The 18,219-nt window shown below is 71.5% G+C and carries 16 protein-coding genes; 6 read left to right on the plus strand and 10 right to left on the minus strand.

The features are described 5' to 3' along the window. Positions 1–176: 176 nt before the first annotated feature. Positions 177–1,121, minus strand: coding sequence for a tRNA glutamyl-Q(34) synthetase GluQRS (gene gluQRS, locus VF697_RS12515; protein WP_331094603.1), 945 nt, complete (start codon positions 1,119–1,121; stop codon positions 177–179). A 174-nt stretch (positions 1,122–1,295) separates the two neighbouring features. Between gluQRS and VF697_RS12520 the strand changes: the two genes are divergently transcribed. Next, positions 1,296–2,159: a metallophosphoesterase gene (locus VF697_RS12520; RefSeq protein ID WP_331094605.1), complete on the plus strand. Its 864-nt coding sequence runs from the start codon at positions 1,296–1,298 to the stop codon at positions 2,157–2,159. Positions 2,160–2,172: 13 nt separating this feature from the next. Here the strand turns inward: VF697_RS12520 and VF697_RS12525 are convergent, their stop codons facing one another. The 7 genes from VF697_RS12525 to VF697_RS12555 form a co-directional block, all read right to left on the minus strand. Further along, positions 2,173–2,553 carry a hypothetical protein gene (locus VF697_RS12525; protein ID WP_331094607.1) on the minus strand — a complete coding sequence of 127 codons (381 nt, stop codon included), beginning with the start codon at positions 2,551–2,553 and terminating at the stop codon, positions 2,173–2,175. A gap of 163 nt (positions 2,554–2,716) precedes the next feature. Next, positions 2,717–3,919, minus strand: coding sequence for an NAD(P)/FAD-dependent oxidoreductase (locus VF697_RS12530; RefSeq protein ID WP_331094609.1), 1,203 nt, complete (start codon positions 3,917–3,919; stop codon positions 2,717–2,719). A 78-nt stretch (positions 3,920–3,997) separates the two neighbouring features. Beyond that, complete coding sequence (locus VF697_RS12535) at positions 3,998–6,502, minus strand: ATP-binding protein (protein ID WP_331094611.1); 2,505 nt, start codon at positions 6,500–6,502, stop codon at positions 3,998–4,000. Beyond that, positions 6,499–7,467 carry an ABC transporter substrate-binding protein gene (locus VF697_RS12540; protein WP_331094613.1) on the minus strand — a complete coding sequence of 323 codons (969 nt, stop codon included), beginning with the start codon at positions 7,465–7,467 and terminating at the stop codon, positions 6,499–6,501. The genes VF697_RS12535 and VF697_RS12540 overlap by 4 nt, the downstream gene beginning before the upstream one ends. Positions 7,468–7,576: 109 nt before the next feature. Further along, positions 7,577–8,665 carry a 23S rRNA (adenine(2503)-C(2))-methyltransferase RlmN gene (gene rlmN / locus VF697_RS12545; RefSeq protein WP_331094639.1) on the minus strand — a complete coding sequence of 363 codons (1,089 nt, stop codon included), beginning with the start codon at positions 8,663–8,665 and terminating at the stop codon, positions 7,577–7,579. Between the two features lie 111 nt (positions 8,666–8,776). Beyond that, the gene (locus tag VF697_RS12550; protein WP_331094615.1) at positions 8,777–9,502 is read right to left on the minus strand and encodes an immunity 52 family protein; all 726 of its coding nucleotides are present in this window, start codon (positions 9,500–9,502) and stop codon (positions 8,777–8,779) included. 12 nt (positions 9,503–9,514) lie between these two features. Beyond that, the gene (locus VF697_RS12555) at positions 9,515–11,071 is read right to left on the minus strand and encodes a Tox-REase-5 domain-containing protein (protein WP_331094617.1); all 1,557 of its coding nucleotides are present in this window, start codon (positions 11,069–11,071) and stop codon (positions 9,515–9,517) included. A gap of 376 nt (positions 11,072–11,447) precedes the next feature. Between VF697_RS12555 and VF697_RS12560 the strand changes: the two genes are divergently transcribed. The 4 genes from VF697_RS12560 to VF697_RS12575 all read left to right on the plus strand — a co-directional run bounded on the left by VF697_RS12560 (position 11,448) and on the right by VF697_RS12575 (position 16,546). Next, positions 11,448–12,839, plus strand: coding sequence for an FAD/NAD(P)-binding protein (locus VF697_RS12560; protein WP_331094642.1), 1,392 nt, complete (start codon positions 11,448–11,450; stop codon positions 12,837–12,839). 20 nt (positions 12,840–12,859) lie between these two features. Further along, positions 12,860–14,344, plus strand: a complete 1,485-nt coding sequence (locus VF697_RS12565) for a glutamate--cysteine ligase (protein WP_331094619.1) — start codon at positions 12,860–12,862, stop codon at positions 14,342–14,344. 98 nt (positions 14,345–14,442) lie between these two features. Beyond that, entirely contained in the window at positions 14,443–15,543 is a 1,101-nt protein-coding gene (locus VF697_RS12570; RefSeq protein ID WP_331094621.1) for a GGDEF domain-containing response regulator, read from the plus strand. A gap of 97 nt (positions 15,544–15,640) precedes the next feature. Beyond that, positions 15,641–16,546: a dienelactone hydrolase family protein gene (locus tag VF697_RS12575; protein WP_331094623.1), complete on the plus strand. Its 906-nt coding sequence runs from the start codon at positions 15,641–15,643 to the stop codon at positions 16,544–16,546. A gap of 3 nt (positions 16,547–16,549) precedes the next feature. Here the strand turns inward: VF697_RS12575 and VF697_RS12580 are convergent, their stop codons facing one another. Further along, the gene (locus VF697_RS12580) at positions 16,550–17,173 is read right to left on the minus strand and encodes an RDD family protein (RefSeq protein WP_331094625.1); all 624 of its coding nucleotides are present in this window, start codon (positions 17,171–17,173) and stop codon (positions 16,550–16,552) included. Positions 17,174–17,217: 44 nt separating this feature from the next. Continuing rightward, positions 17,218–17,994: a LytR/AlgR family response regulator transcription factor gene (locus tag VF697_RS12585; RefSeq protein WP_331094627.1), complete on the minus strand. Its 777-nt coding sequence runs from the start codon at positions 17,992–17,994 to the stop codon at positions 17,218–17,220. Positions 17,995–18,067: 73 nt separating this feature from the next. On the opposite strand from VF697_RS12585, the gene VF697_RS12590 reads away from it, so the two are divergent. Beyond that, positions 18,068–18,214 carry a hypothetical protein gene (locus VF697_RS12590; protein WP_331094629.1) on the plus strand — a complete coding sequence of 49 codons (147 nt, stop codon included), beginning with the start codon at positions 18,068–18,070 and terminating at the stop codon, positions 18,212–18,214. Positions 18,215–18,219 lie beyond the last annotated feature (5 nt).

An 18,219-nucleotide genomic window follows, 5' to 3' on the forward strand; every position in this document is an offset into this window, starting at 1 on the left:
GGGGTGGGCGGGGCGGGGGCGTCCACGGCCACGGTGAGGACCGGCGTGTCCCGCGTGAGCCAGAGCGCCAGGGCGCTCAGGGCCACGAAGGGGATGACCACCCAGAGGAAGACGGCTCGGCCCGACATGCGTCCCCACTCAACCCCGTTTCGGGCGACTCGCGTCCCCAGGAGTCGTCATGCGAGGCCCAGCGCCTCCTTCAACAGGGCCTCCCGGGCGACCACGGGCGAGCGGGGGAGCAGCTCGGGGCGGAAGCGCCGCACCAGCTCCTCCCGCGTCACGGGGGCTCCCTCGCCCAGCCCGCTCCACGCCGCGAGCAGCCCGAGGACCCGCTCCACCGGGACGCCGCGCTCGCGCACCTCGGCCACCGCGAAGGCACCCTCTCGCTTGGCCAGTCGCCTGCCGTCCTCCCCGAGGACCAGGGGCACGTGCCAGAAGCGGGGGGCCTTCAGGCCGAGCGCCTCGTAGATTTGAAGCTGCCGAGGCGTGGAGGTGAGGAGATCGTCCCCCCGGAGCACGTCGGTGATGCCGCTGGCCGCATCGTCCACCACCACGGCGAGCTGGTAGCTGGCGACCCCGTCGTTGCGGCGCACCACGAAGTCGCCCACCACCGTGGCCACGTCCTGGCAGTAGCGGCCATGCAGCCCATCCTCGTAGCACCACTCGCCGGGGGCCGCGCGGAAGCGCAGGGCCGGCACACGCGTCCGCGCCCGCTCGGCGAGGAACTCGGGGGTGAGGGCCGCGCAGATGCCGGGATAGCGGGGCCCTTCCTCGCTCAGGCCGTGTGGGGCACTCGCCGCGCGGGCGATCTCCGCGCGCGTGCAGTGGCAGGGGTAGACGCGGCCCACGCGCTCCAGCTTCTCCAGGGCCTCGCGGTAGACGGCGTCGCGCTGACTCTGGATGAGGGGCGGCTCGTCCCAGTCCAGCCCCAGCCACTCGAGGTCGCGATACAGGTCATCGAGGAATTGGGGCCGGCAGCGCGAGCGGTCGAGATCCTCGATGCGCAGCAGGAACTGGCCTCCGGCCGCGCGGGCCTGGAGCCAGCCGAGCAGCGCGCTGCGGGCATTGCCGAGGTGGATGCGCCCGGTGGGGCTGGGCGCGAAGCGTCCGCGGAAGCTCATGGTTTGGTCCGCGGCAGACTAACGCGCCCGGGGCCGGTCCGCCGCTTCCTCCTTGGCTCCAGGGCCAGGGGTGCGCAGCTTTCCTGGGCCACGGACTCCGCGGCAGGTTCCCTCCCGGCCCTCGACCGGGCGAGCAGGCGTGACAGCACGGCCCGGTGTGCCTTGGATCACCCGATGCGATTCCTCCACTGCTCCGACGTCCACATCACCGCCGACTACTTCTCGTTGCCCTTCCTGCGGCTCGGCTGGCGGCGGTGGATCGCCATGGCCGAGCTGTCGGTGGGGGGCCGCACCAAGGCCTACGCGCGGGCTCCGCAGACGCTGGCCGCCATCGCCAGTGACGCGGAGCAGCACGGGGTGGATCACTTCATCCTCTCGGGCGACGTCACGGCGTACGCGCTGGAGCCGGAGTTCCAGCTCGCGCGCGCCTCCCTGGGCGCGCTGGCGGAGGACCCGGGCCGCTGCACCGTCATCCCCGGCAACCACGACGTCTTCACCCCGGGCAGCCACCGCGCCAACCGCTTCGCGCGCCACTTCGGCCACCTGCTGGAGAGCGACTTTCCCGAGCACCGGCGCGAGGGGCCCTTCCCCTTCGTGCGGCGGGTGGGCACCGAGGCCGCGGTGGTGGGGCTGCTGTCCGCGCGGGTGCCCTTCCTGCCGGGGATCGCCCATGGCCACATCGGCCCGGCGCAGCTCGACGGGCTGGCGGCGGTGGTGAAGGATCCGAGGCTCGCCGGCCGGGCGCTCCTGGTGGTGGTCCACCACGCCCCGCTCACGCACCGTGGCCGGGCGGACAGTTACTTCCACGGGCTGAGGGATGCACCGGAGCTCTTCCGGCTGCTGCCGGGGCCGCGCTACGCGGTGCTGCACGGCCACATCCACCATCGCTACCACCACCCGGCCACCGCCGAGCGCCCGCACGTCTTCAGCGCGGGCTCGTCCACCCAGCGGGGCCGCGAGGGCTACTGGGTCATCGAGGTGAAGGACGGTCAGGTCCTGGGCGGGCAGAAGCACGTCCCCGGTGGGGCGGTGCACTGACGCCCCGTGGGGCTCAGGCCTTCAGGTGCGCGGCCGAGTAGCGGCGCACGAAGTGGATCCACCGGCGCTCGTCCACCTCCACCTGCCACTCGGTGTTGGGCGTGAGGGGCATGCGCGGCTTGAGGAAGGCCTCGAGGTGGTCCGCCGCCTTCACCGGCGAGAGGCCGGGGGCGCGGAAGGCCACGCGCAGGAAGACGTCCAGCTCGGGCGTCACCTCCACGGTGGCGTAGATGCGCAGCGGGCCCACGCGCCGTTGGTACTGCACGTCCTGCGGCACCGTGGTGGGCGACGCATTGGCGGGCAGTGCCGCCACCCAGTTGGACGGCTGGAACACGAACCCGAGCAGCTCGAGACTCGCCTCTTCCAACGTCGCGTGCTCGTGGATGGAAAGCATGTCCACCTCCCTGTTGGCCGTCCGCCACAGAGAATGTGCCCACGCACCGAGGGCGTGCAAGGGGGCGCCGAAGTGTTCTCCGCAGGCCGTTGGGAGACGTCATCCAGGTGTCAGAGCCATGTGTTAACGCGGTGCGCGGTGCATGGACGTGCCGCGCGCACACTCAGTGTCCGAGGGCCGCCGCCATGAGGAAGCGCCAGGACAGGCGCGTGGCGTCGCCGCTGATGATGTCGATGAGCTCGTCGCGGACACGCGGGCTGCGCTCCGCGGCGCGGAAGATGCGGTCCAGCATCCGCGGCCGCTCGAAGACGTGCATCACCCGACGGTTGAGGTGGAACGCGTCGCGGAAGCGCGACTCCCAGCGCCTGGCGTAGCCCCCGAGCCCCCGGGTGGAGAAGTCGCCCGTGGCCGCCGCCTCGGCCACCGTCTCGGCGGCGAAGGCCCCCGACTCCAGGGCGAACTCGATGCCCTCGCCCGTGAGCGGGTTGACGAAGCCGGCCGCGTCTCCCAGCAGCAGCGCCCGATCGAAGAGGGTGTGGTTGGCGAAGGAGCCGAACGGGAGATGGTGGCCCTTCACCTTCCCGACCCGCCTGGCCCCGGCGAGCTCCGCCGCCACGCGCGGGCTGGCGCAGAAGCGCTCCATCAGCTCGGGCAGCTTCGCTCCGGAGGCGGCGAGCTGGTCCGCCCGCATGCCCAGCCCCACGTTGGCCCGGCCCCCTGGCAGCGGGAAGATCCACCCGTAGGCGGGCAGCAGCTCCTCCTCCCAGAAGAAGGCCATGCTCCGGGGATGGGACAGCTGGACTCCTTCATAGTAGGCGCGGACCGCGAAGGCGCCCTCCCACTCCGGGAAGTCGGGGGCTCCGAGCGCGCGCCGCACCACCGAGGGCGAGCCATCACAGCCGAACACCACGTCGGCGCGCAGGGTCTCGCCGCCGCGACACAGCAGGCGGATGCCGGAGGCGTCCCGCTCGAGCCCCTCCACCCGCACGCCCTCGCGCAGCTCGGCGCCGGCCTGGACGGCGTGTTGGACGAGGCGCTCGTCCAGCACCTGGCGGGGAATCACACAGGCCTTGCCGCCGAAGAGGCGCGGCGGGATGGCCGCCTCCAGCACCACTCCACCCGGAGACACGGAGTAGACCGAGTCCACCCACGCGGCCTCGGTGCCGGGCAGGGTCTCGAGCCCCAGGCGCTCCAGCATCCACAAGGTCCGCGGCGTGCAGCCGTCCCCGCAAATCTTGTCCCGGGGGAAGCGGTTGCGCTCGAGCAGCGTCACCCGCGCCCCCTGCCGCGCGAGGAACGTGGCCGCGGAGGAGCCGGCCGGCCCCGCGCCGACGATGGCGATGTGGAGGGAGGAGGAGTGGGGCATGGAGAAAGGGCGGCGACGCTAGCCGCTCGGCTGGCGCCAGCGCAAAGAACGGATGTAGGGACGGCTCCGGAGCGCGGCTCACGGGGCGGGTGAGGCGTCGTGGAGTCCCGCCCCGGGTCTCCCTCGCGAGGCCTCGGCCGGTGCGAGCGGCAGCTCGGCGGTGAAGCGGGCGCCCTGTCCTGGCTGGCTCTCGACGCGGATGTCGCCCCCGTGCGCGCGGACGATCTCCCGCGAGATGTAGAGGCCCAGTCCCAGGCCCCCATACTGCCGGGTGGGGACGGCTCGCTCGAAGCGACCGAAGATGCGCTCGAGATCCTCGGGGGCGATGCCAATGCCCTGGTCCCGGATGCTCCAGTGCGCCTGCCCGCCGGAAGCCGTGACGTGGATCTCCACCGGCTTGCCCACGCCATACTTCAGCGCGTTGGCGATGAGGTTGGTGAGGACCTGCTCCAGGCGCATCCGGTCCCAGCGGCCCACGGCGGCGTCCTCGGCGGTGATGACGAGGGCGCTGCCGGCGGCGCGCGCCTGCTCGGCGAAGCGCTCGGCCAGGTCCCAGGTCATCTCCACCAGGTCCACGTCCTCCACCCGGAGGTGGAGCCGGCCGGCGGTGAGGCGCGAGACATCGAGGAGGTCATCGACGAGATGGGACAGGCGCGTCACCTGCCCGAGGGACTTGTCCACCTTGGGCAGCAGGCTGGCCACGCCGTCGCCGCTGGAGGCCAGGGAGCGCCGGAGCGTCTGCAGGTGCAGGCGCAGGGGGGTGAGGGGCGTGTGCAGCTCGTGGGAGGCCACGGAGAGGAAGTCCTCGCGCAGGCGCACCGCCTCCTGGGACTGCTGGTAGAGCCGGGCGTTGTCCAGGGCCACCGAGGCGCGTCGGGCGAGCTCCCCGGCGAGCGCCAGCTCATGGGGACCGTACTGGAAGCCCGGCTTGTCCGAGACGAGCAGCATGGCCGCCAGCGTCTGGCCGCGCACCGTGAGCGGGAGGGCGATGGCGGTCCGACTCCCGAGCCGTCGCAGCAGCTTCGGGTAGTCCGCGGCGGAGTCGCCGGCCCGCAGCAGGGCCTGGGTGGCCTCGGCCGCGAGGAGCGGTCCGCCGGTGCGCAGCACCTGGACGGTGGGCCAGGCCGAGCGCTCCTCCGGCCCGTACAGCTCCCGCAGCTCGTCGAGCAGCTCCTGCTTCTGCGGCTCCTGGTGGACGGAGGCCGCGCGGTGGAGCCGCCCCGCGTCGTCCACCCTGTCGACGACGCACCACCGGGCGAGCTGGGGGACGGCCAGTCGCGCCACCCGCTCCAGCGTGCCCCGCTCGCCGAGCAGCTCCGCCAGCTGTGTGCTGGCCTCGATGAGGAAGCGCTGCGCCTCCTCGGCGCGCTTGCGCTCGGTGATGTCCACGAAGGTGGAGACGCTGCCGATGTGACTGCCGCCCTGGCGCATCGGGTAGGACCAGCGCTCCACCGTGAAGCTCGTGCCATCCCGGCGCCAGAGGACATCTCCCTCGATGTGGAGCTCGGTCCCCGCCTCCAGCGCGTGGCGGATGGGGCACTCGCTCTGGGGGTAGGGCGTGCCATCCTCGCGGGAGTGGTGCCACTGCGCGTGCGCATTCCGGCCCAGCAGCTCGTCCGGGCTGGTGTAGCCGAGCATCCGGGCCGCGGAGCGGTTGACGAAGGTGCTGCGCCCGTCGAGGTCCAACCCGAAGATGCCCTCGGCGGCCGAGTCGAGCAGCAGCCGGATGTGGGCCTCCCGCTCCTCGAGCTGGGACTGGGTCTCGCGCAGGCGCTCGGCCATGTCGTCGAAGGCGCGTCCCACCAGGGCGAGCTCGTCCTGTCCGGACAGCCCGGAGCGGGCCGTCCAGTCGCGCGCGGCGATGCGGTGGGCGGCGGCGACCAGCCGGTCCACCCGGCGGGTGAGGGCGAAGTGGAAGAAGAGCCAGAGCAGCCCCGCGAGCACCGCCAGGAGGAGGCTGCGCCGCACCACGTTCGTCCGCACCTGCTCCAGCGCCTGCGCCTTGAGGCGGGTGAGATCTCGCTCGACGACGAGCAGCCAGACCGTCTCGGGGGCGAGCTCCCCGGGGTTCGCGGGCGTCACGATGGGGTAGTAGCCCACGATGGCCTGGCGATCCGGGGTCGTCTGGACCCCCGCGGCGAGGTGCTGGCGGGCCCGCTGCTCCTGCTCCACCGTCACCACCTCGAACAGCTCGGGGTGGAGCGCGCGGGCCTCCTGGCCTATCTCGGTGCGGCGGGTGGAGGCGAGCACCTCCCCGCGCTCGTCGATGAGCAGGGCAGTCTTCATGTGGGGATCCGAGCCGAAGCTGGCGATCTCCTCGCGCACCCGCTCGTGCTGCCCCAGGCTCAGGAGGAGCTCCAGGTGGTCCTGCTGCTCACCCAGGCGCTGGGTGAGCTCCTGGACGGTGTGTGTCTCCACCCGGCGGGAGGAGATGCGCGAGTTCTGCTGCAGGTCGTACAGGCCCACCGTCGCCGCGAAGCTCAGCAGCACCAGCGGCAGGGTGATGCGCAACGGCGGGAGGGAGGGCCGGCGCGGCGGGAGCCCGGCCCGCTTCCGGGGAGCCTTGGCCCGAGGGCGTCTCATCGTCGGTCCTCCTGGACCTCCTGGAGGATGCGGTCATCCATCAACTCCTCGGGCCGCACGGGCTCGCGCAGCAGCCCCTCCGACAGCATGAAGCGCTGCAGGCGATGCGCCACCTGGAGGGCGGTGGCCGACGGCCCCAGCAGGGAGAGGTTCTCCTCGAGGGACGGTTGCCGTACCGTCTTGAGCGCGGAGGCGAGCTGGGCGGGGCTCGTCTCGAGCCGCGGGCTCATCCGGGCCACGGCCTCGTCCGGGTGCTCCTCCAGGTAGCGCAGGGCCCGGAACCACCCCTGGACCAGGTGCTTCACCTGCTCGGGCCGCTCCTGGAGGACTTCCTCGCGCACCAGCAGCACGTTCAGGATCTCCCCCGGGAGTTGGGTGCTGTCGAAGAGCCTGTGGGCGCCGTCCTCGGCCAGCAGCTTGCTCACGGAGGGCTCGAAGGTGACCACCGCCTCCACCTCGCCCGAGGTGAAGGCCCGCACGTGCTCGTCCACGGGAATCCGGACGATCCGCACCTCCGAGGGCTCCAGCCCCGCTTGCTCCAGGGCGCGGCTGAGGATGTAGGTGCTCACCGCGAGATCCTCCACCGCCACCCGCTGCCCCCGGAGGTCCTCCAGCCGCCGCACCTCGGGCCGCGCGATGATGGCATCCGCCCCTTGAGAGGAGTCCAGGACGAGCACGACCCGCGACTCGAAGCCGGCCTGCTGGAACAGGAGGGCCATGTCGAGCGTGACGTCCACCGCGTCGAGCATCCCGTTGCGAAAGGCGCGGTTGACCTCGCTCAGGGAGGAATACTCCACCAGGCGGACCGAGTCCTCGTCGAGCACGCCGAGGTCCCGTGCGAGGAAGAGGGGCTCGCTCCCTGGCCAGAGGAAGGTGCCAACGCGCAAGGGCTCCTTGTCCTCGTGACCGCAAGCCGGGACGACGAGGAGCAGGAGCAGACCGAACAGCCGGGCGAGGTTTTGCACGGACTCTCTTCCTGTGGCGCCTCGTGGAACGCTTGGGACGCGGCGGTGCCGTCGCAAGGCTCACCGGGCGGGCACCTCGGGAAGCGCTGTCCTGGACGGTGGCTTCGCGTCAGGAGGCGGTGGGCTGCCGCGAGGGGCGCGGGCGCTCCACGGCGGCCTTGAGCTGGCCGCAACCGGCGTCGATGTCGATGCCGCGGCGCTGCCGCACGGTGCTGGGCAGGCCGTAGCCGGCCAGGATGTCCTGGAAGGCGCGCACGGCATCGGGCCCGCTGGGGCGCTCGCCGTAGCCCACCGTGGGGTTGAGGGGGATGACGTTGACGTGCGCGTCCATGCCCTGGAGCAACTGGCCGAGCGCATGCGCCTGCGCGGGCGTGTCGTTCTGGCCGGCGATGAGCGCCCACTCGAAGAAGATGCGGCGCTGGCGCTTCTCGATGTAGTAGCGGCAGGCGTCCATCAGCTCGGCGAGGGACCACTTGCGGGCCGCGGGCACCAGCGCGCCGCGCTCGGCCTCGGTGGCCCCGTGCAGGCTGACGGCGAGCTGCACCGGACGGTCCTCGTCCGCGAGCCGGCGGATGCCGGGCACCACGCCCACGGTGCTCAGGGTGATGAAGCGCGGGGCCAGGGCCAGCCCCTTCGGGTCCACCATCATGTCCACCGCGGCCAGGGTGGCGTCGTAGTTGTGCAGGGGCTCGCCCATGCCCATCAGCACCACGTTGCGCAGGGACTCGCCCGTCTCGCGCAAGAGCCGCGTGACGTGGAGCACCTGACCGATGATCTCTCCCGGGGTGAGGTGGCGCACGAAGCCCATCTGCCCGGTGGCGCAGAAGACGCAGCCCATGGCGCAGCCGGCCTGGGTGCTGAGGCACACGGTGGCCCGGCCCTTGAATCGCATGAGGACCGTCTCCACGGTCTGCCCATCGCGCATGCGCAGCAGCAGCTTGCGGGTGAAGCCGTCGGCGCTGAAGACCTCATGGTGGGTGGCGGGCCGCTCCAGGCGGGTGTGCTCGCGCAGCGCCCGCACGAGGTCCGGCCGCAGCCCGGTGAGGGCGTCGAACGACTCCACCTGCTGGCGGTAGAGGGCCTCCCAGAGCAGGTCGCGGTGGTAGGCGCTGAACCCCCAGCCCGCCAGCAGCTCGCCGAGGGCGGCGCGGGGCAGATCGTACAGGTTGACCGGAGGGGCGGAGGGCGTGGGCTGCATCGTCACCGACCGATAACACACCTCGGGGCGCGACTCATGAGGGGCGAGCGGCCAGACGGGCCCGAGAGCGCCTCCTCGGGTCATTCCGAGGGAGAGCCATCCCGTTGTGGCTCAGGTCCGCCGCTCGATGATCCTCCTGAGCAGGCCTCGCTCCTGGAGCGCTTGCTGGACGTGGAGGCCCAGGGCGACATGCTCGGGATTGGCCGTGCTGAGGGGCTCGGGGCCGAGGATGACGAGCGTGCCCTTGTCCTCCACCGGCTCGATACGCACGGGCTCTGGCAGTGCTGGCACCTCGCCTCGCTGGCGCGAGAAGTAGGTCAGCCAGCCCACGAAGGTGCCGGTATTGCCTTGCAGGGGCAAACGGTCCCGGAAGTCATCGGAGACGGCAACGGCCCAGTCCGGCTCCCAGGCCAGGGCCATGGCTCGTAACACTCCAGTCAGTACGGGGAGGGTGAGCAAGCGCTCCAGCCCCGTTCCCTCCATGGGGAAATAGAGAAGGACGTTGTTCGGGGCCACTTCGGCGGGTGAGCCACAGACCAGTGTGACCATCCCCCCCTCCTGGTTCACGGGCACATGCCCTGTCCAGGCGCCGAAAATGAAGCCATCCTCGTCAAGCTGGTACTTCTTCCTACCGAAGAAGCGCACGAAGGTGTCGAACGTGGGCTCGAAGGGGAGTTGGAGCGCATGTTTGACCGAGTTGCTCTTTTCGTACCAATGGGCGTAGTCGGGGTGGCACGCAGACAGGAGGCGGAAAAAGGTCTCCGCGCGTCGGGCGCACTGTTGGGCCGACTCCGGACGACACGCCCAGTACGCTCCGACGTAATAGCTCTCGCTCATGGGTGACGAGCCTCAACGTAGCGGTAGCGGCGGCGTGTACACCACCTCTATCCCTTCGATATCCCAACGCGCGAATAGCTTCTGGAGGATGGCGACCAACCGGGGCTCCGCGACATGCCAGCGGATGCGCAGCCCTCCGGACAACTGAGCCTGCCTCCGGGCTTGCCTCTCCCAATTCTCCAGGCCCTTGAAGTCGAACACGGGGTTGAGGTTCTTGTCGAAGAAGGGGTCGTACCCCTCGCCCTTGGCTTCCAACAGGGTGTCGGTCTTGGGGTCGTATCCGTCGTACTCCACGCACCTGCCGTTGCGGCAGACTTCGTAGGCCCAGCCCCTGGGCGCGTCCGTCACCTGGGCCTGATAGGCGCGAGCTCTTTCGGACATGCTGGAGGTGTCTTGCACCCATTTGCCGGGCCCACCGGTAGGCGGAACCCAGTTGCCGCCGCTCGCGGCCATGTGGAGGACGGTGACCGCTCCCACGCCAGCGCCGAGCGTGGTCGTCACCGTGCCTCCCGACACCGCCACCGTGCGCACCGCCAGCAGGCCCTCGGCCGTGACGGACAGCACCGGCAGCTCCGCCCCCAGCGCTCCGATGCACCCCACCGTACCGGCCGTGCCCACCGTGCCCCCGTACATCAGCAGCAGGTGCGTGGACAGCCGCGCCGCTTCGCGTATCTGGTCCTGCGGCGACAGGGCGCCGTAGCGCGCGAAGTACTCGGGTGAGGAGGCGATGAGCAGTGCCACCGTCGTGGGCAGTTGCTTCAAGCCCTCCACGGTGCGGATGGGCTCGGTGAGCGATTGGGCGAGCGCCAGGGCCAACTCCCCCATCGCATCCTGCGCTCCGTCCAGCGCGGCGTTGAGCCAGTCTCGCTCCAGGCCCAGCTCGGCCCAGGGCGTTCTGTCCGAGCGTCGCAGGGACTCATCCACCGGATAGAGGACGCCTCCGCGCGAGACGTAGAAGACTCCCACCACGAGGCGGCCCACCTTGAGCTCGCCGTCGGTCAGCGTCACCTGTCCCATGCGCTGCACGGGCCTGCCGCTGAGGGCCGCCACCAGATAGCCGTCCGGGCGCACCAGCACCAGATTCGAGAAGCGCTCGGTGCGGCGCAGCAGCTCCGCGTACTCCACGCCGTCGCCGGCTGTGAGCTGCTCGCGCAGCAGCCAGGAGAGGGCCAGACGCGGGCCGAAACTCTTCTGCGTCACGGTCGTCTTTGTCACCTCGCCCCAGAGCTGCCGGGCCCTGTCGGCGGAGAGCGCCGCGCCCACGGGATGCCGGGCTCGCTCCTCCAGGCCACAGGCCTTCTGCAAGAGCTGGAACGCGTCCGCCTCCTGCTCGGGGAAGCCGCCCGCGCTGCCCGCGGTTTTCTCCAACTCAGGAGACGAAACCGGCCGCCCCGGTTCGGCGAGGAACGTGGGCGCCAGCGAACGGCGACCCTGGCCACTCAGCCGACTCGCCGGGGGATGTGCCGTGGCGCACCCATCCAGCAGCACCAGCGCCACCAGGGCCAGGAAGACCGAGCCGGAGCCTCGCCACGGTGCACGAAGCGCGGGGAGGGCGAGCCGAGCGGACATGCGTATCTCCTGCGGAGCCTGTGTCTCCGCAGGGTACGGGCTCGTCCTGACAGGGCGCCGCAGCCGGAGGTGGCGGGAAACGGCGCGGGCGCCGCTCACTTCCAGTCGTCTAGAAGTGCATTTCAGATGCAACTTCAAAGTCAGGTGCCGGGAGTACAGGCTCCTACATCACTTCTGGACGTCCAGAAGTGAGACGGCCGGACGGCTGAAACGCCACCGAGAGGCTCCAGTCTCTCGCCAGCAATCCAGGCGAGCAGCCGGACTGTTTTTCGTGAGTGGCTGCCCGGTCACTGGACAGTCAAGGGGGGATGTAGGACCCGAGGGGGAGACTTAGTGTCTTCGGGTGCGGATTGAGCAGCGGTGGGATGTGGTGATTGTGGGAGGCGGGGCCAGTGGCACGCTGCTGGCGGCTCAACTCATGAGGAATGCGCGGGGGCCCCTGCGGGTGGCGCTCCTGGAGAAGTCCGGACGGGTGGGGCCCGGGTTGGCCTACTCCACGGACAGCGCGAGTCACCTGCTCAACGTCCCCGCGGGCAGGATGAGTGCCTTTCCGGACGATCCCGAGCACTTCCTGCGCTGGCTCCGCCGCGTCGAGCCGGACACCGGCCCCGGGGACTTCGTGCAGCGCAGGCGCTATGGCCGCTACCTGGAGGCGGTGCTCCGCGAGGCCCGAGAGGGCGCGGCCCCGGGCGTCCACCTGGAGCCGCGGGTGGGCGAGGTCGTCTCCATCTCCCGGACGGGTGAGGCGCACCAGGTGGAGCTGGCCGACGGCACCGTGCTCGTGGCGCACCAGGTGGTGCTGGCCGTGGGCAACGCGCTGCCCGCCGACCTGCCCATCGAGGATGGAGGCCTCTACACGAGTCCCCGCTACGTCCGCTCGCCCTGGACCGAGGGCGCCCTGCGCCACATCCGCCCGCACCACTCGGTGATGCTCATCGGAACGGGCCTGACGATGGTGGACACCGTCCTCTCGCTGGCCGAGCGGGGGCACGAGGGACGCATCCACGCCCTCTCCCGGCACGGGCTGCTGCCGCATGTCCATCGTCCCGGCGTCGCGGCCGGCAAGGCCGTGGAGCTCTCCGAGCCCCGCCGGGTCCGCTCCATCCTCGGAGCGCTGCGCCGCGAGGCCCGGAGCGCTCGGGAGGGCGCGGACTGGCGCGGGGTGATGGACGCGCTGCGGCCCGTGACGGCTCCGTTGTGGCGCGACCTGCCGGAGCCGGAGCGGCGCCGCTTCCTGCGGCACCTGCGGGCCTTCTGGGACGTGCACCGCCACCGGATGGCCCCCGAGGTGCACGAGACGCTCGAGCAGCTCCGGCGTGTCGGCCTGCTGCGCCTCCACGCGGCCCGCGTGCGGAGCTTCCGGGTGACGGACGTGGAGTGGGTGACGGTGGGGGTCCGGCCTCGCGGCTGGAAGGACGAGGCCATGTTCCGCGTCCACCACGTCATCAACTGCACCGGCCCCGATGCGTCCATCGCCCGGGGGCACCCGCTGCTGCGCGGGCTGCTGGAGGCCGGGCTCGTCCAGCCGGATGCGCTGGGGCTCGGCCTGGCCACGGACGCCGAGGGCGCGCTGCTCGACGCCCAGGGCCGCGCCTCCGAGGGGCTCTTCACCTTGGGCCCCCTGCGCCGGGGCGACCTGTGGGAGAGCACGGCCATTCCGGAGATTCGAGGACAGGCCCAGGCCCTCTCCCGGCGGCTCCTGGAGCGGCTCGCCCCGCGTGCCGAAACGCCCCGCGTCACTACCTTTCCCTCGCCGACCTTCTCCTAGCGTAGCGCCTTGTCGCCACCATGGGCCTTGCCATCGACAGAGAGACGTTCGAACCCGAGGAGTATGAGCGCTTCAGCCGGCGGCTGAACGAGAGCCTGGAGGCCCTCCGTCAGGTGCTAGCGCGCCCCGGCTTCGGAGCGGGGCCGCGCACCATCGGCGCCGAGCTGGAGCTGTTCCTGGTGGACGCCGCGGGCTTCCCGCTCCCCGTCAACCGGCAGGTGCTGGACCAGACGAAGGACCCGCGGGTGACGGTGGAGATCGACCGCTTCAACCTCGAGGTCAACCTGCGGCCGGCGCCGCTGACGGGGCGCCCCTTCACGGCGATGCGCGCGGAGTTCGAGAGCGCCCTGGCGGAGGTGCGGCGCGCGGCGGCCACCCAGGGGGCGCGCGTGGCGGTGACGGGCATCCTCCCCACGCTGCGCGAGGCGGACCTGGGCCGCGGGGCGATGACGGGGATGGCGCGCTACCGGGCGCTGTCGGCCTCCATCCGCCGCCTGCGCCAGGAGCCCTTCCGCGTCGTCATCCATGGAGAGGATCCGCTCACCCTGGAGTGGGACGACGTGTCGCTGGAGGGCGCCAACACCTCGTTGCAGTACCACCTGCGCGTGGACCTGGCGGACTTCGCGCGCATGTACAACGCGGCCCAGCTGGCGACGGCACCGGTGCTGGCGGTGAGCAGCAACTCGCCCTTCCTGCTGGGGCGGCGGCTGTGGGACGAGACGCGCGTGGCCCTCTTCCGGCAGGCGGTGGATGACCGGGGCGAGGCGCAGTCGGGCGTCCCCCACCACGGGCGCGTCACCTTCGGGCGCGGCTGGGTGCGCCAGGGCCCGTGGGAGCTGTTCGCCGAGGCGGTGGCGCTGCATGCGCCCCTGCTGCCGGTGCTCGGCTCGGAGTCCCCGCTGGAGCGCGTGGCCGCGGGTGGCCTGCCCCGGCTGGACGAGCTGCGGCTGCACCAGGGCACCGTGTGGAGCTGGAATCGCGCCATCTACGACCCGAGCGGCGAGGGCCACGTGCGCATCGAGCTGCGCGCGCTGCCGGCGGGCCCCACGGTGGTGGACATGCTGGCCAACGGGGCGCTGCTGCTGGGCCTCACGCTCGGGCTGAGCGACGAGGTGGAGTCGCTGCTGCCGGGGCTCCCCTTCATGTGCGCCCGGGGCAACTTCCTGCGCGCCGCCAAGGAGGGGCTGGACGCGGTGCTGCTGTGGCCGGAGCGGACCGCGCCCTCGCCCCGGCCCGTCCCCGCGGTGGAGCTGGTGGAGCGGCTGCTGCCCGTGGCCCGCCGGGGCCTCGTGAGTGCTGGGGTGGTGGCCGAGGAGGCGGACGCGCTCCTCTCCGTCATCGAGGCCCGGGTTCGCGCCCGGTGTACCGGGGCACGCTGGCAGCGGAAGATGTTGGCCCGGCTGGAAGCCCACATGCCCCGGCAGGACGCCCTGGCGGCCCTGTTGGAGCGTTACATGGCCCACGCCGCGTCCGGCAGGCCGGTCCACGAGTGGCCTTTGGACTGAAGTGGGGTCCTACCTGCTACGAGGACTTGCGACGAGACCCCATCCTTTGCGACGCTCCGTCCCATCTTCATGCCCCCTCGTTGCATTGGTCTGCCCTGGTGAGTGAGCCCGTAGCTGCGAAGGTCCTCGTCGTCGAGGACAACCGGACGATGCTGGCCCTGATGCAGTACTACCTGAGCAAGGACTTCACGGTCTTTCTTGCCCGGTCCGCTGAAGAAGCGCTCGAAGTCCTCCAGCGGGAGCAACTGCACGCGGTCGTCTCGGATCAGAACCTTGGTGATGGGTTGATGGGAGTCGACCTCCTCAAGAGGGTGGCCGAGCTCCAACCCCATGCCGCGCGCATCCTCGTGACGGCGTCCACGAAGCTGGAGGACGCCCAGAAGGCCATCAACGAGGCGCGGGTGAACCACTTCCTCACCAAGCCGTTCACCGAGCAGGAGTTGAAGAACACCGTCGGCCAGGCGGTGCACAACGCCGCCCTGCTCTCCATCCGCGACAAGATGGTGCAGGAGCTCAAGGAGCAGCTCGGGCTGCGTCCGGGCACGGCCAAGCCCGCGGCCAGCAAGCCGGGCTCGCCGCTGAGCACCCGCGTCAAGACCGTCGAGCCGCGCCCGCCCGAGGTCAAGGGCACCTCGCAGTCGCTCATCCCCGAGAGCGAGCGGCTGGCCTTCCGCGACGGCCTGACGGGGCTCTACAACCACCGCTACTTCCAGGAGGCGCTGAGCGCCGGCTTGGTGAGCGCGCGGCGCCGCGAGCAGAAGCTGGCGCTGGTGCTGGTGGATGTCGACGGCTTCCGCCGCTTCAACCTCTCGCGCGGCTACGCCGAGGGCGACAAGCTGCTGCGCCGGGTGGCTCAGCTGGTGACGGATTTGATGGAGGATCCCGTCACCCACGCCCGGAGCGACAACTCCTCGGAGATCGCCGCCCGCTACGACTGGGACGTGTTCGGCGTGGTGCTCTGCAACGCCGACGTGGAGCGGGCCCGCCTCTATGCCGACAAGCTGCGCAAGGCGGTGGAGGAGCTCGACTTCCCCGAGGGCAGCGGCGGCGCGGTGGGCGAGGTGACGGTGACCGCGGCGGTGGCCGTGTTCCCGGACCAGGCCCGCAGCGAGCAGGATCTCATCTCCGCCGCGGAGAAGGCCCTGCGCACCTCCAAGCCGAGCGGCCCCAACCGCGTGGTGCTGGCCACCAAGGGTTGAGCAGTCTCCACCCGGCTGTCACCGGGTGGACCGCGGCCGGCGCCGTATCGGCCCGCCCCGTAGGATGGCGGCTCCCTCTTCCCTCTGGAGCCAAGCCATGAAGAAGCCCGTCATGAGGCCGTGGATCGCCGGCCTCTCGGTCGCGGTGTTGCTGTCCGGGTGCCCACAGCCGGTGGAGGTTCCGACGCCGGAGGCCTCCTTCCAGACGCCCGTGGTCCGGCACTCCTATGTGTCCTTCCCCGCGCTGGGCAGTCCCACGCCGCTGCAGGTGGCGGGCCGGCTGAACCTCCCCATGGGCACGCAGGGAAAGGTGCCCGCGGTGCTGATCGCCCACGGCTCGGGCGGCGTGGACAGCCGCGGCGGCTTCCATGCCCAGGCGCTGAACGAGGCGGGCATCGCCACGCTGGAGATCGACATGTGGTCCGCCCGGGGGCTGTCCGGAGGCGCGGAGGGCCGGCCCAGGGCCGTGGCCGAGACGCTGCCCGACGCCTACGGGGCGCTGAAGTACCTGTCGGCGCACCCGTCCATCGACGCCTCGCGCATCGGCATCACGGGCTTCTCGTGGGGCGGGGTGATGTCGATGCTGACGGCCACCCAGAAGTACGCGGCTCGGGCCGAGCCGGGGCAGCGCTTCGTCGCCCACGCGCCCTTCTACCCGGTGTGCTGGGCCTACAACCGCGTGCCCAGCTACGAGTTCGGCGCGCTCACCGGCTCGCCCGTCTTCCTCCAGGCGGGCGAGGCCGACCAGTACGACAACCCCGACTCGTGCCAGGGGCTGGTGGACAGCCTCGCGCCGGCGGACCGCGAGCAGGTGGTGCTGCGCATGTACCCCGGGGCCACGCACGGCTGGGACCGGCTGGAGCCGGCCATCCAGGTCACCGATCCGTACTCGCACACGGGTCAGGGCGGCCTGGTGGACATCCGCCCCTCGCCAGAGGTGGCGGAGACGTCGCGGCGGGCCATGGTGGACTTCTTCCGGAAGTCCTTCGGCATGGCCCCCTGAGTCTCAGCCGGCGTGCACGTCCACCTTCACCACCTTGGTGTCGGCGATCTGGTCATGCAGGGTGCGGCGCTCGGCGCCGAAGATGAAGAGCGCGTCGACGATGCTGAAGAGGCCGCAGAAGGCGTTGATGGTCTGCGGCACGAGGTTGCGCAGGAGGATGAGCCGGCCGAGATCGACCGGGCTCCCGTCGGTGCGGACCACCTTGATGCCCATCATGCGCTTGCCGATCGTCTGGCCAATCTGGGAGAGCAGGTAGAGCTGGTAGCCCACCACGCACAGCATCCCCGCCGCCCCCAGGAGCAGGGCGACGCCCACGACGGTGCCCCGTCGGGTCGGGTCCGAGATGGAGGGCGCCGCGATGGCGGCGAAGATGCCCAGGCCGACGAGGGGGAGCATCACGGCGAAGCTGTCCACCAGCTGGGCCACGAAGCGGGAGCCCGGCTCGGCGAGCACGGTGGACACCGAGGCGATGCAGTTGCCGCAGTACTCCAGGCCGTCGGGCCCCTCGTTGCGGCACAGGTTGCAGGCATAGCTGCCGCACCGGGTGCAGATGACGCTGGCCGGACGTTCGAGGTGTTCGGCGCAGCGCGCGCCCTGGAGCTGGGTGGAGGGGTCAGGCAGGTGCATGGGGCGCATGCTCGCAGGGCGGAGGGCGCGGGCTCAAGAGGGGGTCAGGCCCCGGACTCGTCTTCCGCGCCCCGGCGCAGTCCGAGCATCCGCCGCAGCTCGCGAGCGGACTGGCGGCTCACCTCCACCGTGTGTCCGCGAGCGGTGCGCGCCAGGTAGCCCCCTGTCTCCAGCGGCTCCAGCCGGGTGACGTGGGTGAGGTTGAGCAGGGCGCGCCGGTGGACGCGGTAGAAGCCCTCGGTGGGCAGCCGATCCACCAACTCCTGGAGGGTGAAGTCGGTGAGGTAGTCCCCCTGCGAGGTGAAGACGGTGACGAGCTCGTCCTCGAGGGTGGCGTGGGAGATGGTCTCCGGGTCCACCAGCACGATGCCCTGGCGGGTGGGGATGGGCAGCCGTGCCAGGGGCCGCGCGAGCTGCTCGACGGCCGAGGTCCGGCCCGGCTCCGGGGTCTTGGGCGCGAGCCGGGCGCGCACCCGCTCCAGCGCCTTTTGCAGGCGCGAGGCCTCCACGGGCTTGAGGACGTAGTCCACGGCGCCGTGCTCGAAGGCATCCACGGCATGGTCGGCGTGGGCGGTGACGAGGACGACGCGAGGGCCGTCCTCGGGCAGCAGCGCGAGCGCGTCCATGCCACTGAGGCCGGGCATGTGGATGTCGAGCAGCACCAGGTCCACGCCGCCAGCGCGCACGGTGTTGATCACGGCCTCGCCATCGGAGGCCTCGCCACACACGGTGACGTCGGGGAAGGCCGCCAGCAGACGCGCGAGGCGCTTGCGGGCGACGAGCTCGTCATCGGCGATGAGGATGCGCAGGGGCTGGCTCACGCGGGGCAGTGTAGGCGAGAGCGGGGGCGGGGCTCCACGGGGGGCCTGCCCTGTCAGCCCGCGCGGTATGCGGGTGCGCTCACGAGGGAAGTGCGACGAGCTCACCCGCGTCGCCCAGCGCCTCGAGACGTCGGCCATCCTGGGACGGGAGGCGCAGGTGCACATCGGCACCAGCATCCGCGCGAAGGGTGGGGTGTGGGTGCACCTGAAGGCGCGGTAGAGGCG

Origin of the sequence: Archangium sp. (assembly GCF_036388035.1) — a bacterium.
Classification (GTDB): Bacteria; Myxococcota; Myxococcia; order Myxococcales; family Myxococcaceae; genus Archangium.